The following is a 26,737-nucleotide window of genomic DNA, read 5'->3' as shown; positions in this document are numbered from 1 at the left end:
GGGTCGGGGTGAGGAGTGCGTTGATGATGGTGCGGTGGTCAATGGTCCTCTCGCTTGCGTTCTGGGTATGGGTGCTGGCGGGCGTGCTGCTGGTGACCACGGTACCGCTGAGCGCCGATGCGCCCCGTCCAGGCGGGGCCTCGGAGCCGCCCGCTGCTGCCACCCGTGTCCTGCATACCGATCCCGAGGGGTTGCGCCGCGCAGTGCGCCAATTGCGCCCGGGTGACCACCTTCAGCTCGCCCCGGGTGAATACCCCGAGCCGTTGGTGCTGCGGGGCATTAGCGGGACGGCCGAGCGGCCGATCGTGATCACCGGCCCGGATTCCGGGGATCCGGCCATCCTCCGCGGCCGTTCGGGCAGCAATACCATTCGTCTGATCAATACCGCGCACCTTGTGATCCGGCACCTGACCCTGGAGGGAGGCGGGCACAACATCGCCGGAGTCGTGGTCGAGCACGACAGTGAATACGCCCACGACATCACGCTGGAGCACCTGACCATCCGCGGCTATGACCGTTCGCAGGGCAACAGTGGTATCACCACCCGCGCGCCTGCCTGGAACTGGACCATCCGTCACAATGACGTTCGCGATGTCGGCACCGGCATGTATCTCGGTCGTCCGGACGGGACGGGGCCGTTTGTCGCGGGCCTGATCGAGCACAACTTCTTTGCCCGAACGCTCGGCTACAACGTGCAGATCAAGCACCAGCGTTCGCGAACTCCGCGCGCGGGGATGCCGACCGAGCCCCATGCCACCATCATCCGCCACAACGTGTTCAGCAAGGCGGAGCGCGCGAGCAGCGGCCATCGTGCGCGTCCCAACCTGCTGGTGGGGCATTTCCCGCCCGAGGGGCCGGGCCAGCACGACTGGTACTGGATCTACGGCAACCTCTTCTACCAGAACCCCCACCAGCGCCTCTTTCAGGGCGAAGGCCGCCTGGCCCTGTACAACAACCTGTTTTTCAACGACGCCGGTAGTGCCCTGATCGTGCAGCCACACAACCACATCCCGAAGGATGTCCTGATCGTCCACAACACCGTGGTGGCGCAGGGATTCGGGATACGGCTGATCCCGGGCGATCGGCGCTATGAACAGATCATTGCCGGCAATGCGGTCTTCGCGGACCCGGCGATTGATGCCGCCCGCACGGCGCATACGGAAATCAACCACGAGGCCGGCTTCGAACGGGCTTCGGCCTACCTGGCGCAGCCGCACGCGGCGCTCGCGGAACTCGACCTGTTCCCGCTTGAGGGGGTGCTGGGGTACAAGGGCCTTCCCGAGTTCCAAAGTCCGGTTCCTCCCGGTCTGGATCGCGATTACAACGGCCGCGATCGCGCCTCCCCCCGCTACGGGGCCTATGCAGGCGATCGCGAGTCCAACCCGGGGCGGCGCGAAGGGATCGGCCCTGAGGCTCTCGATTGAAGCCCTGCCGCCTGGAGCTCGTCACAGGCGCAGGTCGGTGGCCTCCCGCGGGAAGGCCGATTTCACGTCGAACAGCACCGCTTGCGGGTGTGCGAGCGCACGGATCGCTTCCACCCCCATGTCCAGGAACGCCTGATGTGGCACCGCCACGATGATGGCGTCGAACGAGTCCGCCTCGGGGGCCGAGGTGATCGGAGTGATGCCGTATTCGTGCTCGGCCTCCTCCGGGTCGACCCAGGGATCGAACACCACGACCTCGGTGTTGTATCCGTGCAGCGTATGGTAGATGTCCATCACGCGCGTATTGCGCAGGTCCGGGCAGTTCTCCTTGAAGGTCAGGCCCATCAACAGGATGCGCGCCCCCACCGGATTGATCCCCTTGCGCACCAGCGCACGGATGGTCGCGTCCGCGATGTGGGCCCCCATCGCGTCGTTCACGCGGCGCCCGGCCAGAATCATCTCCGGGTGGTGTCCGACGGCCTGGGCCTTGTGCGTCAGGTAGTACGGGTCCACCCCGATGCAGTGCCCGCCGACTAGCCCGGGCCGGAACGGCAGGAAATTCCACTTGGTCCCGGCGGCCTGCAGGACCGCCTCGGTGTCGAGTCCCAGGCGCTCGAACAGCAGCGCCAGCTCGTTGATCAGGGCGATGTTCACGTCACGCTGGGTGTTTTCGATCACCTTGGCCGCCTCGGCGACACGGATGCTCTCGGCCTTGTGCGTACCGGCCGTGATGACGCGCGCATACAGGGCATCGACGAAGTCCGCCACCTCCGGCAGCGACCCCGAGGTGACCTTCTTGATGGAGGTGACCCGGTGCGTCTTGTCCCCGGGGTTGATCCGTTCGGGACTGTAGCCGGTGAAGAAGTCCTCGTTGTGGGTCAGCCCGGATTCCTGTTCCAGGATCGGGACGCAGTCTTCTTCCGTTGCCCCCGGATAGACCGTTGACTCGTAGATCACCACGTCGCCGCGCTTGAGCACCTGTCCCACGGTATGGGTGGCCCCGAGCAGGGGGCGCAGGTCGGGTCGCCGGTGGGCGTCGATTGGTGTCGGTACCGTCACCACATAGACATTGCACGGGCGCAGTGCCTCGAGCTCCGTGGTGTAGTCCAGGTGCGACGCGGCGGCGAGATCTTCCGGTTCGACCTCGCGGGTGCGGTCGATACCGTTTTTCAGTTCCTGGATGCGGTTGGGCTGGATATCGAATCCCAGGGTAGGCCAGACCCGGCCGAACTCGACCGCCAGGGGCAGGCCGACATAGCCCAGTCCGATAACCCCGAGGCGAATCTCTTCCGATGAGGGGAGTGCATGCATGAGTGAAGGCTCTTCCGTGCAGCGGGTTGAGTAACGGGCGTCTTGCCGGGTCGGTTTCCTTTACACCCGGGCAGCCAGCGTAGTGCGAGCTTAGGCACAACATGGATGGCGGGACAATGATGAAAAATCTGGACAAATTTCGTCCTTTCGTCCTATGCCCATTTCCCTCAATTCGAACTACATTGAGCGCTAATGCCCCAGCCAAACCGGTGTGTCGGGGCTTCAACGGGATCTCTTATGCCTACAGATTCGCAATGCGACATCCTGTGCGTCGTCGGGGCGCGCCCGAACTTTATGAAAATCGGTCCGGTGATGCGGGCCCTGCAGCAAGCCGGGATACCGGCACAACTCGTGCACACGGGGCAGCACTACGACCCGGCGATGAACGAGCGGTTTTTCACCGATCTGCAGATCCCCCGACCGGATATCAATCTCGAGGTGGGCTCCTGTTCGCATGCCGTGCAAACGGCCGAGGTGATGATGCGTTTCGAGGGCGTGCTGGACCGCGTGCAGCCCCGGGCCATCCTTGTGGTGGGCGATGTGAATTCCACGATCGCCTGTGCCCTGGTGGCGGCCAAGAAGGGGGTCGGGGTGATCCATGTGGAGGCGGGGTTGCGCAGCTTCGATCGCAGCATGCCGGAGGAGGTGAACCGGGTGCTCACCGACCAGATCTCCGATCTGCTGTTCATCACCGAGCGCCATGCCCGCGACAACCTGGTACGCGAGGGCATCGACCCCGGCCGGGTCCACTTTGTCGGCAACGTGATGATCGATACCCAGCTCTACAACCTGGAGCGTGCCGTGCCGTGGCAGGAGACGCTGCGGTCGGCCGAGGTGGAGACCGATGCGTTCTCCGACGACCGGGCTTACGGGGTGCTGACCCTGCATCGCCCCTCCAATGTCGACCATGCGCCGGTGATGAAGCGTCTGGTCGACAGCCTGGTGGCCATCGCCCGGGAGCTTCCCCTGGTTTTCCCGTTACACCCTCGAACCCAGGCCCGTTTGCAGGGCTTCGGACTGGAGTCTGCCCTGCGCGAGGCGCCGATCGCCGTGCTGCCGCCGGCCGGCTATCTGGAGATGCTGGGGTTGATGAAAGATGCCCGAGTCGTGCTCACCGATTCCGGGGGTATGCAGGAGGAAACCACCGCCCTCGGGGTGCCCTGCATCACCCTGCGCGAGAACACCGAACGGCCAATCACGATCGATGAAGGTACCAATATTTTAGTAGGCAATGATCCGCAACGACTGATGGAGTCTTTCCGCGAGGTCATGGACCATGGGGGCAAACAGGGGCGCATCCCGGAGTATTGGGACGGCAATGCCGCAGAACGCATCGTGGCCGTCGTGGCTGACTGGCTGAATCACGCAAGAAAATCCTGACCGGTACGTTCGCGCCCTCCGACCGACGCCCCCAGCGGGTTCAGGAGATCGTGAGCGCATGCTGCGAGTACCGTTGTCCATGCTGTCGCCGCAAGGCCGGCGCGCGCGCCTGACGATCCTCGCCTATCACCGCGTGCTGGCGGACCCCGACCCGCTGCGACCCGAAGACCCGGTGGCCGAGACCTTTCGCTGGCAGATGCGTCTGCTGGCGAGGGAGATGAATCCGCTGCCGCTGGACGAGGCCATCGAGCGCCTGCGGGAAGGCCGGCTCCCCGCCCGGGCCGTTGCGGTCACCTTCGACGACGGTTATGCCGACAACGCGGAGATCGCGTTGCCGATCCTGCGCGAGGAAGGGGTGCCGGCAACGTTCTTTGTCGCCACCGGCTATCTGAATGGCGGCTGCATGTTCAACGACATGCTGATCGAAACGGTTCGCCAGATTCCCTCGGCGGCGTTGGATCTGACTCCGGAGGGCCTGGGCACGCGTTCGCTGGATTCCATGGCGCAGCGCAGGGGCACGATCCATGCCCTGATCGGGGCCCTCAAGTACCGGCCGCTGGCCGAGCGCGGTCGCTGCGCCGAGGCGCTGGGAGCACGGTTCGGTATAACGCCTCCTGACGACCTGATGATGACCGACGCCCAGGTTCGCGAGCTCGCCGATGCCGGCATGGGGATCGGCGGGCACACCGTTCTGCACCCGATTCTGGCCGAAACCGATGCCGCGACCGCGCAGCACGAGATTGCGGAGGGCAAGGCCGAACTCGAGGCCCTGGTGGGACGTCCCGTACGGCTGTTTGCTTACCCCAACGGTCGCCCCGGCAAGGACTATGCGCCGGAGCATGTCGAGATGGTGCGTGCCAGTGGGTTTGACGCCGCCGTATCCACCATGGCCGGTGCCGCCGGCCGCGACACGGACCCGCTGCAACTTCCTCGCTTTACCCCCTGGGACCGAACGCCTCTGCGCTTTGGCCTGCGGCTGGCGCGCAATCTGGCCTCTGCCCACTGAAGGTGCGAACACGATGACGACCCGCGTTCATTTGACCGTTGATACCGAGTTCAGCATCGCGGGGGCCTTTCGCGAGCCGAAAACCCACCAACCGGTCGGGCCGCCGTCGGTCTACTGCCATCGCAACGGGCGTTCGGAGGGGCTTGGCTATCTGCTGGACACCCTCGACCGGTATGCGATTCGCGCCACCTTCTTTGTCGAGACACTGAACACGACGTACTTCGGCGACGAGCCCATGGGTGAGATCGCCCACGAGATCGCCGGCCGCGGGCACGATATCCAGCTCCACCTGCACCCCTGCTGGACGTATTTCGGGCACCCGGACTGGGTTCAGCGGCTGCAAAGCGACCCGCCAAATGACAATGTCACCCGGCGCAGTGTCGAGGAACTGGCCGACCTGATCGAACAGGGAAGGGCGACGTTCCGCCGCTGGGGGCTGGATGCCCCAAGTGTGCTGCGTACCGGTGGGCTCAAGGTCGACCTGAAGGTCTACGCCGCCATGCGCCAGGCCGGGCTCCCCCGGGCCTCCAATATCGGGCTCGCGATCTATCCGCCGGCCGAGCCGGAGCTGCAGTTGCGGGGCGGCTGCCATGTGATCGACGGGGTACTCGAGTTCCCGGTGACCACCTACACCGATTTCCAGTGGGGGCCGCGGGCCCATCTGAAGTCGCTCACCATTACCGGCACCTCCTGGCCGGAGATGCGCAGGTTGCTGTTCCAGGCCCGACGCCAGGGTCTTAGCGACGTGGTCGTGCTCACCCACCCGTTCGAGTTTGTGCGCTATCGGGACGACCAGCCGACACCCGGCATCAATCCGCTGACTCGCCGCCGCCTAGAACGACTGTGCCGCTTCCTGAAGACGGAACCGGGGTTCAGTCCTGCCTGTATGGCCGATGTGCTGGCCACGCCGGCGCCTCGGGAGGCGACCCCCATGCTCACCGTTCCCGCAGCCCAGGCAGCACTGCGTGCACTGGAGAACTGGACCAGTCAGCGGGTGTTCTGGGGATGAAAGCCGACCACCCAATGGCCGGACATTCTGTGGCCCGCTATCCGGTCGAGCGGGTCCGTCTCGCCCTGCGCATCGGCGAGATCACGCTGGGCGACGTCTCGCTGCGAATGTCGGTCGACAGCCGTCATTTCCTGCAGCGCCCGGCGGCCCAGGCCCCGTACGCCGGGGATGCGGTTGCCGATGGCCACCTGGCCCGCTCGCAGCCCGTCGAGGCGCCCTTGCCACGGCTGTCATGGGTGGAGGGCTATCTGCGCTACGTCCCCAGCCAGTACATGCGCCACTACATCGATCTGGACATGGGCTGGGAGGCGTATCAGGCGAAGTTCTCCTCCAAGTCCCGCCAGACGCTGCGGCGCAAGGTGCGCAAATTCGCCGATGCTTCCGGGGGCACGATCGACTGGCGCACCTATCGCACGCAGGAGGAGATCGAGACCTTCCGCAGCCTGGCGCGCGAGGTCTCGCGACTGACCTACCAGGAACGACTGCTGAACGCCGGCCTCCCGGACGATGACGCGTTCGCCGAGCGTGCCGCGCGGCTGGCTGCCGCCGACCAGGTGCGGGCCTACCTCCTGTTCCTGGACGGCGAGCCGGTGGCCTATCTCTATTGCCCGGCCCGGGACTCGGCCCTGCTCTATGCCTACCTGGGCTACCACCCGAAGGTGGCCGCCCTGTCGCCGGGCACGGTACTGCAATGGCTGGTGCTGGAATCCCTGTTCCACGAGGGCCGGTTTCGCTTTTTCGATTTCGCCCCGGGCGACAGTCCGCACAAGGCCCTTTTTGGTTCGGGCCACCAGCTCTGTTCGGATATCTATTACCTGCGGCGCCGCCCGCGCCCGCTCGCCCTGGGTCTTGCCCATGCCGCCACGACGCTGGGCTCGGACGCCGTCTCCGCGGCCCTGTCCCGGCTCGGGTTCAAGCAGTCGCTGAAGCGTTTCCTGCGCCGCGGCGGGACGGCCCGCCCCGCGGGTCACGAACGGGAGGTGATCAAGAAATGATCCTGAAGCGCCACCTTCGCAAGGCCTACACCTGTGCCAGGGGCTACTACCTGGCGGTATCGCAACCGACCCCGGACGCTCCGCGCGTCACAACCCGGCTGCATGGTGTTCTCAAGGCCCGGTTTCGGCATCGTATCGGGCCGCGTTATTACTCGCTCTTCCGCCTGGCAGCGGTCGAGTCCGCGCAGTGGGACGACTATGTGATCGACAACGAAGCCTACCGAAACCACTTTCGCGCGTGCAGCGCCGAACGGTACCGACGCATCCTCAACCACAAGAGCCTGTTTTTTGAACATTGCCAGCGCCATGGTCTGCCCACCCCGACGTTGCGGGCCATTATCCCGACGAGCGCGGCCACGTCGGCTGGGGATGGTCTCGATGTTTCCGGGCCGGTCACGCCAACCGTCCAGCACTGGCTGGAGTTCCTTGGCGATGGCACCGATGACCTGTTCATCAAGACCGATGACGGGTCGTATGGCGACGGGGCGTTTTCTGCCACTCGGCGGGGCGATCGCTGGGAATACTGCGGCAGGACCACGACGCTCAGCGACCTGTTCCATTTCGTCCGTGAGCGAGCCGACCAGAGCCGCAGGCCCTATATCGCCCAGTCGCGCATCCATGTCCATCACGGGCTCCGGCACCTGATGTCGCCCACGGCCGTGGGCTGTGTGCGGATCGTGACCTACATGAAGGATGGCGAGGTCCATTTCTTTCGCGCCGAGATCAAGCTGACCGCGGGGGAGGGGGATATCGACAACTTCGTGCTGGGAACCACCGGCAATGTGGTTGCGGCGGTGGATATCGACAGTGGTCGGATGTCGGTTGGCTATGCCTCGCGCAGTCCTGCCTGGCCGGTCATACAACCGGTGACCGAGCATCCAGATACCGGCGAGCCTATCGAGGGCACTCCGGTGCCGCTGTGGGAAGAGGTCAAGGCGCTCGCGCTCCAGGCCCAGCGCAGCCTGCCCGAGGTCAGGACGGTTGGCTGGGACATCGCGATTACCCCGGACGGGCCCGTGATCCTGGAAGGCAACTCGACCTACGGGCTGGATATCCTCCAGATCGCCCATCAGCGCGGGTTCAAGCGGGAAATGGAGCAGATCTTTCGTGGGTGACATCCGCCCGCTCGATCAAGATCGAGAGGTGATCAAGAAATGATCCTGAAGCGCCACTTACGCAAGGCCTACACCTGTGCCAGGGGCTACTACCTGGCGGTATCGCAGCCGACTCCCGATGCCCCGCGCGTCACGACTCGAATGCACGGCGTCCTCAAAGCCCGATTCCGGCATCGTATCGGACCGCGTCATTACTCGCTCTTCCGTCTGGCCACGGTGGACCCTTCGCACTGGCAGGACTATGTGATCGACGACAAGGAGTATGGCGATCACTTCCGTGCAATCAGTGCGGAGCGTCATCGAAGCACCGTGAGTCGAAAGAGCCTGTTTTTTGCTCACTGCGTGCGCCATGGGCTGCCAACCCCGCCGGTGCAGGCGATCATCCCCCCGGGCCATGAAACCCCTCCCGCGGAGGGCAGTCCCGAGGGGGCAGGGACGGTTGTCACAAGCGCCCGCCGCTGGCTGGAAGTGTTGCAGGCCGGTGAGGAGGACCTGTTCATCAAGCCCGATGACGGCGCGTATGGGGATGGCGCCTTCTCCGCCACTCGACGGAATGATCGTTGGCATTACTGCGGTCGGCTCACGGCTCTGAGCGACCTGTTCTATTTCGTACGGGCGCGTGCCAGCCAGAGCCAGACCTGTTTCTCGCCCAGTCGCGCATCCAGCCCCACGACAAACTCAGCGGCTTGATGTCCCCCACGGCCGTGGGCTGTGTGCGGATCGTGACCTACATGCGTGACGGGAAGGCCCGCCTGTTCTGTGCCGAGATCAAGCTGACCGCGGGTGAGGGAGACACCGACAATTTCGGGCTGGCGGCCAACGGAAACATGGTTGCTGCCGTGGATATGGACAGCGGTCGGTTGTCTCTTGGATATACCTCGCGCAGTCCAGCGTGGCCGGTCATCCAGCCGGTGACCGAGCACCCGGATACCGGCGAGCCTATCGAGGGCACTCCGCTGCCGCTGTGGGAGGAGGTCAAGGCACTCGCGCTGCAGGCCCAGCGCAGCCTGCCCGAGGTCAAGACGATCGGCTGGGACATCGCGATTACGCCCGAGGGCCCGTTAATCCTCGAGGGCAATACGACCTATGGGCTCGCCAGCCTCCAGATCGCGCATCAGCGCGGGTTCAGGCGCGAGATGGAGCAGATCTTTCGCGGGTAGTTGCCCGTTCCGTGTTTTGCTAGAGCAGGAAAGGCAGTGGGTCGCGCATCGCCTGCCACAGGCCGCGCAGGTTGTACGGAGCGATCCCGCGCCACTGGCGGGGCTGCCAGAGCAGGTGTTTTACTAGATGGCTGTGCAGGTGGTAGGCGCCGGCCACGGGGGAGGCGCGCACAAACGAGCCCCCCGCGGCCAGCGCAAAACCCGCCTCGACGAAGTTGATCCCCGCCCACAGCGAGGCCTGCAGGGTGTACCAGAAGCGCGGGTTGCACTCGAGTACGCGAACGTCCCCGGTCGATTCGTCCACGCGCAGGTCGATATTCGCCACGCCGGTATAGTGCGCCGCCCGAACGATCCGGCGACCGATCTCCAGCAGCCGCTCGTCGGCGAAAAATTCCAGCGAACAGGGATTCCGGCGCGATTGCAGGAGGTGGCAGACCACCTCCCCATCCCGGGCCAGCAGGCTCAGGTCCGCGTCGAATCCGGGCGCATATTCCTGCACCACCAACGGGAAGCGGGCATGCCGGCCACCTCGCTCCAGGTGCGCCTCGATATCCTCGAGCCGCTTCGCCTGAAGGATTCCATGACTGGACTCGCCGTACAGCGGCTTGACCACGAGCGGGAACGTCATCCCGGCATCCTGCAGGCGTTCCGCGTCTCCGGGGCCTTCCAGGCGCAGTGCCTTTGGGCACGGGATTCCGTGGGTCTCCATGAAACGCTGAAAGGTCCATTTGTCGTCCAGCATGCCCAGCACCTCCAGGCTGCTGGAGGGAAAGGCCGTCACGCCCGGCAGGCGCGGTGCGAGCGCGTGGACTACGCCGGCTCCCAGGATGTCGGCCCCGACAATTCCGTCGATACGGTGCCGTGTGCAGTAGTCGCGCAGGCGGCCGCCAAAGGTTTCCAGGGTTTCCGGCTGAGTGTCCGGCAGGGGCATGCGCTGGTAGCGATCGCGGTACCGGGAGTGACGTGCGGCCCCCGGGGACTTGAGCTCCAGCAGGTGGATCTCGGTGCCCATTCGCTGCAGGCAGTACAGCACCTTCAGGGCGAGCGGCGAACCGTCCGAGAGCACCGCGACGCGCTGCGGCCTGGTGGTTTCGGTCATACCGGCAGGCGAAGCTGGATGCGTCGGCGGAACGGGCAGATCTCGATGTAGGAACCGGCAATCCGCCAGCCGGTTTTCTCGCTCACCCGAATCGAACTCTTGTGGCTGTGCCAAATGCGGCTGTACAAGCGGGTGAAGCCGCGTTGCGACATCAGGTAGGCAGTTTGTCGTTTTAGCAGGGCTGCATATCCCTGCCCGCGATGCTGGGCCAGGGTGTAAAGCCCGGTGGATTTCGCGGCGCCCTCGGGCAGCCTCCAGCTGCGCCCCTGGCGTTCGGCCTCGTAGCGTTTGCCCCACCAGTACCACTGCACCGCCACCAGTTCATTGTCGCGAAAAAGGCCGAAGCCCTGGGCCCCTTCACCTCCGAACTCCCGGCGTTGGAGCATGCCTTCATCCACCACGCCGTCCAGGTCCTCGGGGGTGATCGGCTCGACGCGGATACCGGCGGGCATCTCGACCTCGGGCTGCGGGAGGTCGATATAAAAGACCTTCCAGTACTGATAATCGCCCAGGCCCAGATGCAGGGCCTCCTTTAAAAGGCTACGCGGACTATAAACATTGACGGTGGCCACACGCTTCCCCCATTGCGAGCTTCGCTGACGACGCGAGTGCTGAACAAAGCGGTCCTGGATTTCTGTGCATGCTACCCCGCTGGCGCGGTTTCAGGATGGCCTTTGAATCAATCACCTATGGGGCTTGTGCTGGTAAAACGCCCATCATTCTTCAGCAAGCGATCATCAATCAGCGCTTCCCTAGCATATATCGCGTTGTTGCACTTGTCGGTACGGTTTTTTTGGTACGCGAAAGCCCTTTTCGTGCAGCTTCAAGCTGCTAATCTGAAACGTCCGGATCGGGTGTGTCCTGGCGCCGGTCGCGCCGCTTGAAATGGGCTCGTATGAAGGGGAGCACGTGCATCCACGAGACTGGGAACGTGCGGATGGTTGCTTGAATGCTGTGGAGGGTGTCGTGGGTAAAGTCTCGGGGTTGCTGGCATCCGCGCTCTATCGTTCCAACCATATCGTGCGGCACTTTTGCCGCTCCGATGTGTGGGGCCAGTTTCAGGCGGCCGCCGACCACTATGGTTCGTCAACACCGGTCATCGCCTGGCGGGCGCTGCGGTTGTATGGGGCGGGTCGTTTTCTGCCTGGCGAATCGCTCTGCCGGGGGCTGCTGGACCCGCGGCTGCCGGTGAACGAGCACCTGGCGCACGTCAGTGAGGAGCGCCTGCACGGGCTCCAGCTCGCGGTAAATTCGCCGCATGCGGCGATGTGTCGTGACAAGCTCATGTTCCACGACTTCTGTCGCAGCCATGACTTGCCCGTGCCCGACCTGCTCGGCGTCGTTTCGCGCCATGGTTCGCGCGACGCCCGGGGGGAGCCTCTCTCCACGTCCGCACAATGGGAGGCCTTCGTGCGCCGGTTGCCCGCATCGTTTCTCGCCAAGCCCAGACATGGGCGTCAGGGATACGGGATTACCGCCCTGGGCTTGGGCGCAAGGGGAGGGATCGTACTACCCGACTTTGCCCGGGACGTGGCGGCTCTGGCCGATGATGGCGAGGACCGCATCCTCGAGCGGCGCCTACAGTGCCACGATCGGGTCGCCGAACTGACCGGCACTCGGTCCATTTCGGCATTGAGGCTGTTTACCCGGGTCAGCCCGGAAGGCGAACCGGAGGTGCTGGACTGTCACTTCCGGCTGATCGTCGGCGACTCGGTGACCGACAATATCAGCGACCCGCGAACGGGCCGTTTCACGGCCAATGTAGTGGCCCTGCCGCAGCTCGGCGATGGGAGGCTGGGGAAGGCCTGGACGTTCAATGCCAATGGGCTGGGGTACAAGTGGGTTACCCACCACCCGCGGACGGGCGTCCTGATCGAAGGCTTCGAGGTACCGTTCTGGCCGGAAGTGTTGCAACTGGTCAAGACCGCCGCGAGGGACCTGCTGCCGATCCGGACCGCCGGCTGGGACGTGGCCCTGACCCCGAACGGCCCGGTCCTGATCGAGGTGAACGAGCGTTTTCAGCATGTCGGGTTCGGTGATGGCATTCAGCGCATCCGGCAGGCCCTGCTGGCGGACAAGCACTACCTGGAAACCGCTGGCTTCTCGTGTCCCCCTTCGTCTTCGCAGCTGCATTAACCGCCATGACTATGGTGTCAACTCATTACGCGAATCGGCGAAACCGCCTCCAGGGCCACCGGTGGCTCTCGCGGAGCACACAATGGCTTTCTTAGAAGTTATCGGTCGCCAGTGCCTGGGGCAGGTGTCGCATCATCTGGAGTTCGACTGGTTAGCCGGAGGCCCGACGCTCGTCGCGGGCTGGTCATTCGACGGGGCGAGTCTGTCCGTCTCGGCCGATCGGCTCGGATTCATCCCGCTGTTCTATGCCCGCGAGGGCAGTCGCCTGATCGTGGCCGACTCCCTGCAGGAGGCCGCGGCGCGCTTGTCGGCCCCCGCCTTTGACGACGAGGCCATCGCGGTATTCATGGCGCTGGGTTATCTCGTGGGCGACCAGACCCCGCTGGCGGGCGTAAAGGTCCTGATGCCGGGAGAGACCCTGCTGTGGCGAGAAGGCGTGCTCTCCGGCGAACGCCCCGCCATCCCCCTGATACCTCCATTTTCCGGAGATCCGCACGAGGCGCGGACACGATTCACGGAGCTTTTTGCGCGGGCGATCGAGCGGCGCGCCGCTGGCGGTGTGGGGCGCCTGCCGCTGTCCGGTGGCCGCGACTCGCGCCATATCTGTCTGGAGCTGGCGCAACAGGACACCCCGCCACCCCGAACCCTGGTCCTGCGGGCGAAGAGGGGGGACGAGAGTGGCGTGGCGTGTGCGTTGTCCCAGCACCTCGGCATCGAATGTCAGGTGATCGACAATCCCCAGGATCGTATCGCCGCGGAGCGACAGAAAAACCGCCTGAACCACTACTCCACCGACGAGAACAGCTGGTACCTCGCGTTGATGCCGCATCTGGAGGGCCCGGTATTCGATGGCCTGGCCGGCGATGTGTTGTGCAACGGTTCCTATTTCGACGCACGTCTGGCCGAGTGCCTGGATGCCGGTGATCTCGAAGGGGCGGCAAATCGTGTGTTGATGGCGGGCAGTTACACGTCGTTTCTGAAGCGGACCTTCCAGGATCGCTGGCGCCTGCAGGTCGCTCGTGATGCGATCATTCGGGAGCTGGGCGCGCACGTCGGTACGCCCGATCCGGCCAAGTCGTTTGTTTTCTGGAATCGGATTCGCCGCGAGATCGCCCTGTTGCCGATCGCCATGGCCGGACAGCAGCAGGCCGTCTGTCTGCCCTATCAAGACCCTGACGTGCTGGAGTTCCTGCTGAGCCTGCCGTGGCAGTCGTTCGCGACGCGCGCGTTCCACGACGAAGTGATCCGGGGCTGTTATCCCCACGCCGCGCATATCCCGTACAGCCAGAAGGCCACGGGATCACCGCCACGGGTCGAGTGGGCGAGTCTCAGCCGCCGGGTGTCGCATCTGGCGCGGCCGTTGTTCAACGGCTTTACGCGCCCCGAGCGTGTCGTCGGGTATACCCTCGAGGCCCTGCGCACGGGCCATATCCGCCCGCTCACGCCGACCTTCGTCAAGGTGATGCCGCTCCTCCAGGCGGTACAGGAGCTGGGGGTCGACCCTCACTGTCACAAGGCGGCTGCCCACCCAGCCGGAAAGGCTGCCTGATGCGCCGGCTCGCGCGTCGCAGCACCGTCTGGTTGCTGACCATCCTCGCGCTGGCGCTCGCGACCAGCCAGGCAGCGGCCAGTGACAGCTCGTTGGGGCGGATGGCGGCGGGTCTGCAGCCCGGGGAGCTGGCCCCCCTCGATGCCGGCTTTCCAGAGGGGTTCCAGCGCTACTACGACTTCCTGCGCTCCAGGTCGAGCGATCCGGATACCTGGAATGACAGCGCGCACTGGGATGCCAGCCGGCGCCAGGTCTTCATGTATGGCGATCGCGGATCGCGACCGGTATTCATTACCTACCGCGAAGACCAGCATGCATGGCAGCACCTGTCCGCCGAGGGTCCGCCCCCCTTCGCGCATGTCTATGGCGGCGTGGCGCTCGACCCCGAGCGGGGGCATTACTACAAGATCAGTGCCGGCCGTTCGCAGCGCACCCTGTATCGCTATTCCATTGCGGATGATCGCTGGGAACTCGCGACGCGCAGTTTGCCCGGGCCCGGCGGGGGGTGGGAACACACCGACCCGATCGAGTGGCACGACGCGCTGGACCAGCTGATCTACCTCCGCGAGAACCAGGTTTACGGCCTTCGCGATGGTCGCTGGGTCGAACACGGCAAGGCCGCGGTCGATGGCTATCACTCCTCGGCCCAGTACAACCGCGTGCGCGACGAGATGCTGTTTATCGGTGGCAACAAGTCGCGCAACAAGGTCTCCCTGCTGGATGCGAATGGCACAGTGCGTGATCTCGGCGATGCGCCGTTCGTGTTCGGGATCATGAACGAGAGCCTGACCTACGACCCGCAAACGGGGAACTACCTCGTGCTGCGGGCCGGCCGTGTACGCGAGTTGTGGGAGCTCGATCCGGACAAGGACGAATGGCGCAAGGCTGCGGACTGGAGCGGCCAGCGCTGGCCATTCGACCGCTATGGCGGGATCGTGCCGGTGCCGATTGACGACCACGGGGTGGTCCTCTGGCTCAACCAGGCCGGCCCTTTGCTGCACCGGCACCAGTCTGCGTTCAGCCAGGAGCGATCGGGGGCCGACACCCTGCCCCCGGCCGAACCCCGCGCGGCGTTCCTGAAGGTTTCGGCCAGTGCGCCAGCGCCCGCGTCGGAGAAGCGCTCAAAGCTTTACGACATTGCCGAGACGCTGGAGCCTGGCGAGTTCCGCCGTGTCGAAACCCGGCTGCCGGAAGGTGTGCCGGACATGGCGCGAATGAACAACACCCAGTGGCACGACCCGGACAAGCGCGGCACGTTCGGGGTGGGGTGGACCGACCGCCATATCTTCGATCCGGAGACCGGGCGGCTGTTCAATATCCTGATGCGGGACAATTCCGTCCGCTCGGTGACCTGGCTGGAGCCGGATCTGTCCTGGACCGGCGTCGTAGCCCCGCCGGGCCTCGACTATGACGGGGGCGAACGGCGTCCGTACAACCGCCTGATGGATGGCGGTGATGGCTACATGTACTTTTCGCCGAGCGAACCTCGTCGATCCGATATTGGACGTCTGGTGCGCGCCCCGTACACCGATCCGACCGCCTGGGAAGAAGTGGGTCTGGGCGCGGGCCAGGGCAATGCGCACGCGGTGGGCGACCACTCCACCGTGTGGCATCCCGATATCGAGAAATTCGTCCTCTACACGCTGGGGTCTGCCAGCTACGACCACCTGCCGGGCGACGGTATCGAGGCCCACACGATGGGGCAGGTCCGTGTCTGGGGGCATGGTGACCGGGCGTGGACCTATCCCCGGAATCATCCGGACTACCGGGGCCCCGAGGGCCGCACCCAGTCCTCCGGATATGGCGGGACCATGCTCTACAACCCGGTCCACCGCGAGGTACTGATCTACGGCGGGATGACCCAGTACGGTGGCAACCACCGACGCGGGGCCGAGGCCACGGCCACCATCGACCGCGAGGGCCGATTCCAGCGGCACGGGGCCTCCGGACAGGCCTATGTTGCCGGCGGCAGCCGGCTGACCTATCACCCGAAGACCGGGGACTACATCCTGTTGCAGAACAATGCCCGGCAGATGTACATCGGCGATCCGCCCCGCGGCAAACCCTGGCGGCTCCTGTACAACTGGCAAGATGTGGACTTTGCCGATCGCCCGTTTGACCGCTACGAGAACTGGCATCGGGTCACCCCGCTGCCGGGAACGGACGTGCTGATCTGGTCCGACCTGCGCCGCGGGATCATCCTGCAGCGCCTGCCCGAAAGCGACTAGGCGCTCAGTCGCCCCAGCCGAGCGTCAGCCGATGGGCGTAGGGGCCCGGGTGCAAGGGCTTGGGCGGCAATGCGCAGCCCAGCCCCGGGATTGTCGAGGGCAGCGGAACACTGACGATCGAGGGCCCGGAGGCAGGAAACAGGACCTCGGTCCACTGGCGTGTCAGGGGGTCCTGCTGCTGAAAGCGCCGCGCGGGGGGAGGTTGATCGGCGACCAGCGCATGGCCACCCGGATTCAGGTAGTGGACCGGATCATCACCCCGGCATTCGAGCCGGATCTCCTGGCGCAGTGAGGGTCCCGCGGGGTCAAGCCACAGCGTAATGGCCCCGAACAGGGCCGATGAGCGTGGGCGGCGCAAGGCCGCGCCGCGCCCCAGGGCCCCATCGAACCAGCGCCAGTCCAGCGCCGCAAGGCCACGCCTCCAGAGGGTGCGGGCCGCTGCGCGCACCACGGGCACCGCCCGGCCGCCGTCCAGCTGTATGCGCACGGCAGGCGCCGCCGCGTCGACCGCAATCGAGCGAAAATCGGCCAGGGCCCAGATCTGGTCCCCAATCTGAAACAGGGGTACCCACCCGGCCAGGGCCGGGCTGCGCGACAATGATTCGGCGCTGACCCTCACCGGTGGCGGGCACAAGACCCGGTCGCGATAGCGGACATGAACGGGCTGACCGCCTGCGTAGCGCAACTCGGCTGTATCTCGGCTGTAGGCCTGGGGCGCCTGCCCGCGGGTACTGATGATGGCGCACAAGTCCGGCCCCGCCTGGGCGCGCAGCACACCCGCCTGAGCGTCCTGCTGGCAGACCTCTGTGCGCCCTCCTGCCCACTGGAGGCCCGCGATCTCTCCGGGGATCCCGTGGCGACGCTGCCGGTCGCTGGCCCAGGTCAGGAGTGCCGCCGCCCAGGCGTTGTAGACCGACAGATGCATGTAGTCGTCCCATCCTGCAGGGCGGGTTCCGGTTTCGGAAACACGATCCGCGGGCGTCAGATCCAGCAGCCCGTCGATCCGGCGTTGCCGTTCCCACCGTCTCAGGACGCCACGCAGCGCTCGCCCTGGCGGGGTATCCGCCTGCTCGGCGCCGGCCAGCCCGAGGAGCTGCAGACTGGCCACCAGACAGGCATCGCCGAACAGGGAGTGTGTGCTGCGGCCGAGGCCACCTGCGTATTCTCCGCCATCCCAGGTCAGGGCGACCCAGCCATAGAGCTGCTGGGTGATGTTCGCCAAGGCAGGCGCGCGCGTATAACGCACCGCGATCGAGGCGATCAGCAAGGCCTTGTGGTGGTAGGCCATCGGGGTGGCCACGCCGTGTGGGTCGGGTCGGGCAGGAAAATCGATGAACCCGCCGCGAGCGCTCGTCCAGCGCTCCAGAAGCGTGATCAGCCGTTGTGCCGCTCGCTCCCGCGGGTGACCGGGCTGGGCCTCGATGAGACGGCACAGCTGCGCCAGCAAGGTCCAGTTGTTCGAAGGATAGTGGCGGTCCAGGCGACACCGCTGCAGAGCCTCGTCGAGCATCGTTTCGAGGGCTGGCGTGACGGGTTGTGCCCCGGTAATCACTCGCTCCCGCAACAGCAGCAGCAACAGCCGGTTGAAGGGTGCGTGGCCGGCACGGCTGCCACAGCGATCGAGCCAGGCCCGCAGGGCCCAGCCCCACTGTTCCATTTCGGGGCCGCCCTGCAGGTACAACGCCAGCGCGGCGCTGGTCTGACCGTAGTGATCGGCAGGGCTCGGGCGTTGTTCGAGGGCATCCCAAAGTCCGGTGTCCGGGCGTACATGAGCCGCAACCGCCTGGGTCAGGCGGTCGACCCAGGGCTGGAGCACGGAAGCGCCCAAGGTTGCGACCTCACTCACGAGGGGCGAACCGGGTCGGGAAACACGATGCCCGGCGCAACATGTGTCAGCGCGAGGTCCCGGGTGCCTCTGTCGCATTGTCGTGCGCGGCAGTCCCCGGGAAATAGTCCGTCGCGGTGTGTGCGGGTGCGGGCGCCTCGGCGACCCGCGGTGCCTCCTCCAGTTCGCGGCGCATGATGACGGCCAGGGCGATGAACGCGAACAACAGGTTGAAGTAGATCACGTCGAGGAATGTCCCGGCGGCCAGGTAGCCGACCAGGCCTATCTGGATTGCCCACGCGTATTCCGCCAGCCAGACCTGCCCGGTCACGGCCCGCGCACGCTTGCGGATCCGGTTCAGCGTAAAGAACGTGAAGCCGACCAGTAGCAGGAAGGTCGCGAGGCCGCCAAAGCCGTGTTCACCCATCAGACCGAAATAGATGCTGTGCGGCGAGAGCACATGGCGCCAGTCCCCCTCGAAGTTCGCGTAGCGGACCCACCAGTCGTACCCGAGGTGGTGGTTGCGGAAGCCCATTCCGGTCAGGGGCCGTTCGGTGGCCATGTTCCAGTTCACGCCCCAGGCCTGGATGCGCTGCATGGCGGAACGGTCTTCTTCGTAGGTCTCGATGGTGCCCCAGCGATCGAGCAGGCGATCGGGAGCAGTGACTCCGATGACCCCGAAGACCAGCACGCCGACCACCACCATCGCCAGTTTGTGGCGCATATGCCAGAACAGGAACGGGGCCACCACCAGGATCCCGAGCAGGGCCCCGCGAGAGTAGGTCGCGAGGATCGCGATCGCGGTCAGCCAGAAGACGCCGTAGATGGCCCAGCTGATCGGCCGGTAGAAGCGCTCCATGCCGGGAATCTCGAGATCCACCCAGCGCTCGCGGAACAGCCGCGCACTGACCAGAATCAGCGGCAGCACCATCACCATCGCCAGCCCGATGTAGGTATTTCCGGAAAGATAGGAACCCGGCGGACCCAGCACCATGAACTGGCCGCCCGTGGAGAGTGTGAATAGGCCCCCCTTGAATCCGTAAAAGGCGATCGAGAATGTAATAACTAATAACAACCAGACTATACGAAGCTGACCAAATATCAGCATGGGTGTGATAAATGTAATCAGCAGGATCTTAAAAACGTGCTGCCAGAAGTCCCATGCACCGCTGGGATTTACCGCAAAATACGAAGTCATGGTGATGTAGCCGAGAAAAACCCAGAGCATCACCATTTCGCGGGTCATCGGCATTGGGCGCCGATCCTTGGCCAAGAACAGCGCTGCAATCGTGGTCATGCCGATCACAGCGGCCACGGGGAAGCTGCGCATGAACGACCAGGTGAGGCCGTGCGGGGCCATAAGGCCCACCCAGAACCAGGCAGGGATGCCAACCCAGGGCCTTGCCAGGATCACCGGGATCAACACCATAATTATAAAAAACAGCAGGTAGTCGCGCATTCCAGAGAATTCCGCTATACAGCAGTACGGGTGTGTCGCGACACATCGCGAACACGTGAACGTGGCAATATGATTCAGCCCACTCGAAGAGTAGCCTATTTGTAGAACGTTTGGGTATTTTTGCAAAAGATTCGTAATACACTGCACGCCAGAGCATTTGATCCTCAGATTGAAGGAGTCCACCCTGATCATGCGTCCCACGACCCTGCTGCACGATGGCGTCCTGCATAGCGCCGAGCGAACCCCAATGGCCTCGGCGATTACGCATCGGGGCGTCACGCAGTCCTACGAGGCGCTCGCCAGCGACATCGAGAATGCGGCACAGCGGCTTCTGGCAGCGGGAGTCCGGCGACACGACCGGGTGGCCGTGTATCTGGACAAATGCCCGGAAGCAGTACACGCGATGTTCGGAGCCTCGCGGGCTGGCGCGGTGATGGTCCCGGTCAACCCGCTGCTGAAGGCCTCGCAAGTCGCGCACATCCTCCAGGACTGCAAGGTACGGGTCCTGGTGACATCCGCGACACGCTATGCCGCACTGCGGGATGTCCTGGCGCAATGTCCGGATCTGGACACGATCCTGCTCGTGGACACACTGCCTGACGCCGGCGCATCGGGTGGTGCGCAACTGGCTGCCTGGCAATCCAGGACGGATTTCGGGATGGGGCCGTCGGCACACCGGGTCATCGATACGGACATGGCGGCCATTCTGTATACCTCCGGCAGCACCGGGCGGCCCAAGGGTGTGGTGCTGTCGCACCGCAACCTGGTGGCCGGAGCGCAAAGCGTCGCGCATTACCTGCACAATCGTGCGGAGGACCGCATCCTCTGCGTACTGCCGTTCAGCTTCGATTATGGCTTCAGTCAGTTGACGACCGCGTTCCTGACCGGGGCCCATGCCACGCTGCTCAATTACCTCCTGCCTCGCGATGTGATCAAGGCGGTGGGTCAGGGCGGGATCACCGGGCTGGCGGCGGTGCCACCGTTGTGGATCCAGCTCGCCGAGATGGAGTGGCCGGAGGCGGCACGGCGATCCCTGCGCTACATCACAAACTCGGGTGGCGCGATGCCCCTGAAGACCCTGAGACGCTTGCGGGCGCATCTGCCGCGTACCCAGGTGTATCTGATGTACGGGCTCACGGAGGCCTTTCGCTCCACCTATCTGCCGCCCGAGGAGGTCGATCGTCGCCCCGACTCGATGGGGCGGGCGATACCCAATGCCGAGATCATGGTCGTGCGCGAGGACGGCAGCCGTTGCGCACCCGGAGAACCGGGTGAACTGGTCCATCGCGGGGCCCTGGTCGCGATGGGCTACTGGAATGATGCCGTCCGCACGGCGGAGCGCTTCCGGCCCGCGCCGGGGCAGCCCGGTGGCGTGCCGGGCCAGGAGATGGCCGTATGGTCCGGCGATACGGTGCGCATGGACGAGGACGGATATCTGTACTTCGTCGGCCGGCGCGACGAGATGATCAAGACCTCGGGGTACCGGGTGAGCCCGGTGGAGATCGAAGAGGTTGCCTATGCAACGGGGCTGGTGACCGAGGGAGCCGCGTTGGGCATCGCGCATCCGCAACTGGGCCAGGCGGTGGTCCTGGTGGTGTTGCCACACGACCCTGCGGTGACCCATGACCAGATTCTGGCCCTTCTGCGCGAGCGCCTGCCCGCCTTTATGGTGCCCACCCACCTGGAGTTGCGGACCGAGCCCCTGCCCCGCAATGGCAATGGCAAGATCGACCGCAAGGCGCTGGCGCTGGAGTTCGAAGGCCTGTTTCAGGAGGTCGCCCTGCCATGAACCGGGAGGTGTCCCTAACGCCCGCCCCTCGTCATGCAGCAATGGCCGCCTTCGAGGTGCGTGAGCACTCGCTGCTGATCGGCGGTGTGCCCCTGCCCGAAGTCGCCCGCCGCGCGGGGCGGACCCCGTTCTATGCCTACGATCGACAGGTCATGACCCGCCGCGTCCAGGCCCTGCGCGAGGCCCTGCCCCGGGACCTGTCGGTTCACTATGCGATGAAGGCGAATCCGATGCCGGCGGTGGTCGGCCATATGGCCTCGCTGGTTGACGGTCTGGACGTGGCTTCCGGGCGCGAGCTGCAGATCGCCCTGGATGCCGGGGTATCCGCGGCCGATATCAGCTTCGCCGGGCCGGGCAAGTCCCCGGCGGAGCTGGAGATGGCGGTAGCCGCAGGGATCACGATCCACCTCGAATCCGACACCGAACTGACGCGAGTGGCGGTGATCGCCGAGCGCACCGGCAAGACCCCCTGCGTCGCGGTGCGTGTGAACCCCGACTTCGAGTTGAAGACCTCGGGCATGAAGATGAGTGGTGGGCCCAAGGTATTCGGCGTGGATGCCGAATGCGTGCCCGAGATGCTGGGGCGCATTGACGAACTGGGGCTGCACTTTCGCGGCTTTCACATCTTTTCCGGCTCGCAGAACCTGCGCGCCGAGTCGCTGGTGGAGGCCCAGGGCCTGACCCTCGACCTGGCATTGCGCCTGGCCGACCATGCCCCGGGGCCGGTGGAGACCCTGAACATCGGGGGCGGTTTTGGCATCCCCTATTTCCCGGGCGATCAGCCGCTGACCCTGGGGCCCATCGCCGAGCAGCTCGAGCAACGCCTGCCGGAGGTGCGTGCGCGGATGCCGCGGGCCGAGATCATCCTCGAGCTGGGTCGCTACCTGGTGGGGGAGGCGGGCGTTTACGTGGCCGAGATACTGGACCGCAAGGTCTCGCGCGGCCGGGTGTTCCTCGTTACCAACGGGGGCCTTCATCATCACCTGGCGGCCTCGGGCAATTTTGGCCAGGTGATCCGCAAGAACTACCCGGTCGCCATCGGCAACCGCATGGGCGAGACCAACACCGAAGTCGTGGACGTCGTCGGACCACTGTGCACGCCGCTGGACGTCCTTGGCCAGCAGGTGGAACTGCCCCGCGCGGAGATTGGCGATCTGGTGGTGGTTTTCCAGTCCGGTGCCTACGGGTACACGGCCAGCCCCAGAGGCTTTCTTAGCCACCCGGAACCCGCGGAGATCCTGGTCTGAGGCAGCCGTCAGGCGTGACCGGCGGCCAGTTGCTGGAAGTGCGTGCTGCCATCGGCGAGCATCTCCCAGCTGCCCTGGTCGACCAGCCGTCCGTCCTTGAGCACGTAAATACGGTTGCAGGGCTTGACGGTGCTGAGCCGGTGCGCGACCAGGATGATCGTTTTGTTTCCGCTCAGGTTGTGGATGGCGTCCATCACGGCACGCTCCGTGGCGTTGTCCAGGGCGCTGGTCGCCTCGTCGAAGAACAGCACCGCCGGGTCGCGGTAGAGGGCCCGGGCGATGCCGATCCGCTGGCGCTGCCCGCCGGACAGGCGTGTCCCGCGTTCGCCGATCAGGGTGTCGTAACCCTGCGGGAGGTCGTTCACCACGAAGTCATGCAGGTTCGCCAGGCGTGCGGCCCGCTCCACCGCAGCATGATCAATCTCGGCCTCCGGTACGCCCAGAGCGATATTGGCGGCGACGCTCTGGTCGGCCAGAAAGATGTGCTGCGGAACATACCCGAGCGCCGCCTGCCATTGGCGCACGCTCGCTGCGGTTAGTGGCTGGCCGTCGACGAGAATCGTGCCCTCGTCGGGTTCCAGCAGTCCCAGCAGCAAGTCCACCAGTGTGCTCTTGCCGGCCCCGGATGATCCCACCAGGCCAATGGTCGTGCGGGCGGGGATTTCCAGCGAGAGTTTGTCCAGCGCGGGGCGGTCATGCTGTGGATAGCGATACGTCACGCCCTCGACCCGAATCGCCCGTTGCAAGGCCAGCGCAGGAGCGGCCCCGTCGTGCAGGGGCAGGACGTCGCCGCCGCGGTCGCCCAGATCCTTAAGGATGTTGTCGACGGCCGCAAAGTTGAAGCGCAGGGCCGCCACGTTCTGAAAGACCTTCTGGAAAGCGGGAATCAGCTGCTTGCCCGCCAGCGCATACAGGCCGAGCAGGGGGAGGGCCTGGGCCAGCCCCCCGTCGCCTGCCATCAGGTACAGCACGAGCAGCAGTACGCCGCCGAAGGCGATCGCCTCGATTGCGTATTGCGGGGTGTCCTGCAGGAGCACCGCATTCGCCTGGTGCCGGGCATAGCGCCTGGACGGGTGGCGGTAGCGTTCCAGGTAGTCACGCTCGCGTCCCAGCAGTCGGATCTCCTTGGCGCCCGCGAAGGCCTCGGCCGCTGCGGTGAAGCGTTCGCGGTTGGCCTCTACCCGGTCTTGCCCGATCCGGTTCAGCCAGATCCGGGCCACGACGTAGATGGCCGCATAGACGCTGCCCAGGCCCAGGGCCACGGTGAGCGCGAGCCACGGCTCCACCAGGATGAGCAGGACGATAATCGAGAGCGCCAGGAGGCCCTGACTGACCAGACGCATGGCCGGCATCAGCGCGCCACTGATCGCGTGCGTGGTCTCCTGCAGGATCGTCTTGGCCAGATCGCCGGAATTGCGGTGCAGAAAGAAGGTAAAGGGCCGCCGCAGGTAGTCGCCCATTAGGCGGCGCGACAGCTCGTATTGCTGCATGTGGGAGAAGCGGGTGATCGACCACTGCGTCAGCGCTTGCAGCAGCGTCCCGAGCATGAACATTACAAATGCTGCCACGCCCAGAAAGTAGAGGAACTCTCCGGTCGACCCGAACCCGAGGGTGCTGTACGCCTGACTCAAGAGTGCGTGTTCATGAACCATGTCAGGGTCCGACAACACGGCGAGAAACGGCATGATCGCAGCGACACCCACGGTCTGCATGAATGCCGTGATGATCATCAGGATCACCAGGAGCCCTACCTTGCGCCGATCCCGGGGGTGCAAAAGTGCATTCAGCTTGCGCAAGGTCCTGAACATGAATCAACCGGTTTTCGTTGTCGCGATCCTTACGACGTATAGCGTTTTTTTGCCGTCGAGGAAACGGAAAAGTCGGGTCTGGCGGGGTGGAATGGACTGTAAATTAAAAAACTCATGCAACTGTCCGGTCCGGATCATCAGGTAAATCCCTCGCACTCGGGATTGCGTGATTTCACGGGTTTTTGGATCCTCCAGTTAGGGAAACACTGATTAATGTACACACTCGCGTTGGTACCCCAGGTTTTCCGAGACAAGGCGCGTCGTGCAGCGGGTAGTGGTTCTACCCGCAAGGGGCGCAACGCAGGATCGGGGAACCTGGGGTACCAACCCCAAGGGGCTCGGCCGCTTTTGCGCGGGAACGGCGTTGCGGCTCCCTTGTGCAGAGTGACTGCACGGCGGGCGCCGCGCCTTGTTCGCACGCAAAAGCGACTCGAGCGCGAGTGTGTACATTAATCAGTGTTTCCCTAGGGGATGGACAGACAGGTGCCGGCGATCAGGTTGCATGGAGTCTCGCCACAAGCCGCGACTGCCACCCCATGCCTGTTTACGATTTCAAGGGGTGGTCGGATGGCCATGGACGCGTTCGGTTTGCATGCCGGGTTCCTGAGTTCGGCAAGGGGGTTCCCGGAACGTCCGGCGCTGGATGTGGAGGGTAGTGCCACTTCCTACCGGGATCTCTACGCCGCCAGTGCAAACCTGGCCTCGGATCTGCAAGCCGTTTTGCCCGCGGGCGGGCCGCACACGATCGGGATCCTGGCACAGCGCTCGCGGATCATGTACCAGGGGCTGCTCGGGGTTCTGATGGCCGGTCACACGGTGGTTCCGCTGAATCCCTCGTTCCCCTCCGACCGCACGCGCCGGATGATCGAGCTGGCGGAGCTGGCGGCCCTGGTCGTGGATGCCACGGGGGTGGAGTCACTGGATGCCCTGCTGGGGCCGGAGATCTCCGATTGTGCGATCTGGCTCCCTACCCTGGAGGATTGCAAGGCCTTCGGGCCCCGCTGGCCCGGCCATGCGTTCCATGCCCTGGACGAGAGCTCGCGGCCCGAGGAGTGGGCTCCCGCCGAGGTCAACCCCGATGATCTCGCCTGTCTGTTCTTCACCTCGGGCAGTACCGGCGTGCCCAAGGGCGTGGGCGTGCGCCATCGCAATGCGGCGCGGTTCGTGGCCATGTCGCGGGAGCGCTACGATGCGCTCGGCCTGAGTCAAGAGGATCGCTTTTCGCAGTTCTACGACATTACGTTCGACTCCTCGATGTTCGACCTGTATGTGGGCTGGGCCTACGGGGCATGCCTTTGCTGCCCCTCCGCTCGCGAGTGGTTCAACCCCAACCGGTATATCGTCGACAAGGCCCTGACCGTCATCGACATCACGCCTTCGGCCGGCCATGGCATGAGTCGCCGCAACGGCTGGGCCCCTGGCCGGTTCCCCCAACTGCGGCTTTGTCGCTTTGGCGGCGAGGCCCTGTCGGCGGAACTGGCAAGGATCATGGAGAGCGCGGCCCCCAACGCTGCGATCGACAATGCCTACGGGCCGACCGAATGCACCGTCGATGCCTGCTTTTACCGCTGGGATCCCGAGCGGTCGCCGGCGGAGTGCATACACGGGATGGCCCCCATCGGCTATCCGGGCAATCAGGTCGGGGTTCTTGTGGTCGACGAGGCCTTTCACGAGGTACCGGAAGGGGGCGAGGGCGAACTCCTGATCAGCGGGCCGCAGGTCAGCGCCGGGTACTGGAAGGACCCGGAGCGCACCGCGGCCGCATTTATCCGGCTCGGGGACGACAGCACCCTGTATTACCGCACGGGTGATCTCGTGCGGTGCCCGTATCCCGGAGAGCCCCTGCAGTTCCTCGGGCGCTTCGATCACCAGATCAAGATTGGCGGCGTGCGCATCGAGCTGGGAGAAATCGAACAGGCCCTGCGCGAGGCTGCGGCGACCGACCAGGCTGTTGCGATCGGCTGGCCGCGTACCGCGAGTGGGGCCTCCGGCATCATCGCGTTCGTGGTGGCCGAACACGCCGACGTCGAGGGGATTCGGGAAAAACTGAGGCAGCGGCTCCCCACCGTGATGGTGCCACGGGAGATCCATCTTCTGGACGAGCTGCCACTGAATGCGAATGGCAAGGTCGACCGCAAGATGCTCGTCGAGACGCTGCAGGCGGCCGAAGCGTGAATAGCTCAGTGCTTTCAGACTC

Annotated in this window: 18 protein-coding genes and 1 pseudogene; 13 read left to right on the top strand and 6 right to left on the bottom strand. The window is 65.1% G+C overall.

Annotation, left to right across the window (positions count from 1 at the left end; all coding sequences use genetic code 11):
- Positions 1–41: 41 nt before the first annotated feature.
- Entirely contained in the window at positions 42–1,424 is a 1,383-nt protein-coding gene (locus F623_RS0101200) for a hypothetical protein (protein ID WP_018861119.1), read from the top strand.
- A 21-nt stretch (positions 1,425–1,445) separates the two neighbouring features.
- Here F623_RS0101200 and tviB read toward each other — a convergent pair whose 3' ends face one another.
- The gene (gene tviB, locus F623_RS0101195; protein WP_018861120.1) at positions 1,446–2,735 is read right to left on the bottom strand and encodes a Vi polysaccharide biosynthesis UDP-N-acetylglucosamine C-6 dehydrogenase TviB; all 1,290 of its coding nucleotides are present in this window, start codon (positions 2,733–2,735) and stop codon (positions 1,446–1,448) included.
- Positions 2,736–2,972: 237 nt separating this feature from the next.
- On the opposite strand from tviB, the gene wecB reads away from it, so the two are divergent.
- From wecB to F623_RS12785, 6 genes and pseudogenes are all read left to right on the top strand, one after another.
- The gene (wecB, locus tag F623_RS0101190; RefSeq protein WP_018861121.1) at positions 2,973–4,115 is read left to right on the top strand and encodes a non-hydrolyzing UDP-N-acetylglucosamine 2-epimerase; all 1,143 of its coding nucleotides are present in this window, start codon (positions 2,973–2,975) and stop codon (positions 4,113–4,115) included.
- Between the two features lie 58 nt (positions 4,116–4,173).
- Positions 4,174–5,121 (top strand): polysaccharide deacetylase family protein, encoded by a 948-nt coding sequence (locus F623_RS0101185; RefSeq protein WP_018868134.1) that lies wholly within the window; start codon positions 4,174–4,176, stop codon positions 5,119–5,121.
- Between the two features lie 13 nt (positions 5,122–5,134).
- Positions 5,135–6,130, top strand: coding sequence for a polysaccharide deacetylase family protein (locus F623_RS0101180; protein WP_018868135.1), 996 nt, complete (start codon positions 5,135–5,137; stop codon positions 6,128–6,130).
- Complete coding sequence (locus F623_RS0101175; RefSeq protein WP_018868136.1) at positions 6,127–7,125, top strand: GNAT family N-acetyltransferase; 999 nt, start codon at positions 6,127–6,129, stop codon at positions 7,123–7,125. The genes F623_RS0101180 and F623_RS0101175 overlap by 4 nt, the downstream gene beginning before the upstream one ends.
- A complete protein-coding gene (locus F623_RS0101170) occupies positions 7,122–8,240 on the top strand; it encodes a sugar-transfer associated ATP-grasp domain-containing protein (protein ID WP_018868137.1) in 1,119 nt (372 codons plus the stop codon). The genes F623_RS0101175 and F623_RS0101170 overlap by 4 nt, the downstream gene beginning before the upstream one ends.
- Positions 8,241–8,279: 39 nt before the next feature.
- A pseudogene (locus F623_RS12785) lies at positions 8,280–9,400 on the top strand (sugar-transfer associated ATP-grasp domain-containing protein).
- Between the two features lie 19 nt (positions 9,401–9,419).
- Here the strand turns inward: F623_RS12785 and F623_RS0101160 are convergent.
- A complete protein-coding gene (locus F623_RS0101160) occupies positions 9,420–10,499 on the bottom strand; it encodes an ATP-grasp domain-containing protein (RefSeq protein WP_018868140.1) in 1,080 nt (359 codons plus the stop codon).
- Positions 10,496–11,071, bottom strand: coding sequence for an N-acetyltransferase (locus F623_RS0101155; protein ID WP_018861128.1), 576 nt, complete (start codon positions 11,069–11,071; stop codon positions 10,496–10,498). Before F623_RS0101155 ends, F623_RS0101160 begins: the two co-directional genes overlap by 4 nt.
- Positions 11,072–11,519: 448 nt before the next feature.
- Between F623_RS0101155 and F623_RS0101150 the strand changes: the two genes are divergently transcribed.
- The 3 genes from F623_RS0101150 (at position 11,520) to F623_RS0101140 (ending at position 16,412) form a co-directional block, all read left to right on the top strand.
- A complete protein-coding gene (locus F623_RS0101150) occupies positions 11,520–12,635 on the top strand; it encodes a sugar-transfer associated ATP-grasp domain-containing protein (protein WP_026278618.1) in 1,116 nt (371 codons plus the stop codon).
- Positions 12,636–12,717: 82 nt separating this feature from the next.
- Complete coding sequence (locus F623_RS0101145; RefSeq protein ID WP_018861130.1) at positions 12,718–14,184, top strand: hypothetical protein; 1,467 nt, start codon at positions 12,718–12,720, stop codon at positions 14,182–14,184.
- A complete protein-coding gene (locus F623_RS0101140; RefSeq protein WP_018868142.1) occupies positions 14,184–16,412 on the top strand; it encodes a hypothetical protein in 2,229 nt (742 codons plus the stop codon). The genes F623_RS0101145 and F623_RS0101140 overlap by 1 nt, the downstream gene beginning before the upstream one ends.
- 4 nt (positions 16,413–16,416) lie before the next feature.
- Here F623_RS0101140 and F623_RS0101135 read toward each other — a convergent pair whose 3' ends face one another.
- Together F623_RS0101135 and F623_RS0101130 are read right to left on the bottom strand one after the other, a co-directional pair.
- The gene (locus F623_RS0101135) at positions 16,417–18,258 is read right to left on the bottom strand and encodes a hypothetical protein (protein ID WP_026279344.1); all 1,842 of its coding nucleotides are present in this window, start codon (positions 18,256–18,258) and stop codon (positions 16,417–16,419) included.
- Between the two features lie 46 nt (positions 18,259–18,304).
- Positions 18,305–19,696 (bottom strand): putative O-glycosylation ligase, exosortase A system-associated, encoded by a 1,392-nt coding sequence (locus tag F623_RS0101130; protein ID WP_018868144.1) that lies wholly within the window; start codon positions 19,694–19,696, stop codon positions 18,305–18,307.
- A gap of 190 nt (positions 19,697–19,886) precedes the next feature.
- Between F623_RS0101130 and F623_RS0101125 the strand changes: the two genes are divergently transcribed.
- Both F623_RS0101125 and F623_RS0101120 read left to right on the top strand, forming a co-directional pair.
- Positions 19,887–21,485 (top strand): acyl-CoA ligase (AMP-forming), exosortase A system-associated, encoded by a 1,599-nt coding sequence (locus F623_RS0101125; RefSeq protein ID WP_018861134.1) that lies wholly within the window; start codon positions 19,887–19,889, stop codon positions 21,483–21,485.
- Between the two features lie 41 nt (positions 21,486–21,526).
- Positions 21,527–22,732, top strand: a complete 1,206-nt coding sequence (locus tag F623_RS0101120; protein ID WP_018868145.1) for a pyridoxal-dependent decarboxylase, exosortase A system-associated — start codon at positions 21,527–21,529, stop codon at positions 22,730–22,732.
- Positions 22,733–22,740: 8 nt separating this feature from the next.
- On the opposite strand, the gene F623_RS0101115 is transcribed toward F623_RS0101120, so the two are convergent.
- The gene (locus tag F623_RS0101115) at positions 22,741–24,540 is read right to left on the bottom strand and encodes an ABC transporter ATP-binding protein (protein WP_018868146.1); all 1,800 of its coding nucleotides are present in this window, start codon (positions 24,538–24,540) and stop codon (positions 22,741–22,743) included.
- 567 nt (positions 24,541–25,107) lie between these two features.
- Between F623_RS0101115 and F623_RS0101110 the strand changes: the two genes are divergently transcribed.
- Positions 25,108–26,715 carry an amino acid adenylation domain-containing protein gene (locus F623_RS0101110; RefSeq protein ID WP_018861137.1) on the top strand — a complete coding sequence of 536 codons (1,608 nt, stop codon included), beginning with the start codon at positions 25,108–25,110 and terminating at the stop codon, positions 26,713–26,715.
- Positions 26,716–26,737 lie beyond the last annotated feature (22 nt).

Origin of the sequence: Thioalkalivibrio sp. ALD1, assembly GCF_000381245.1 — a bacterium.
In the GTDB taxonomy this organism is placed as follows: Bacteria; Pseudomonadota; Gammaproteobacteria; order Ectothiorhodospirales; family Ectothiorhodospiraceae; genus Thioalkalivibrio.
This window is presented reverse-complemented; position numbering and strand designations above follow the sequence as displayed.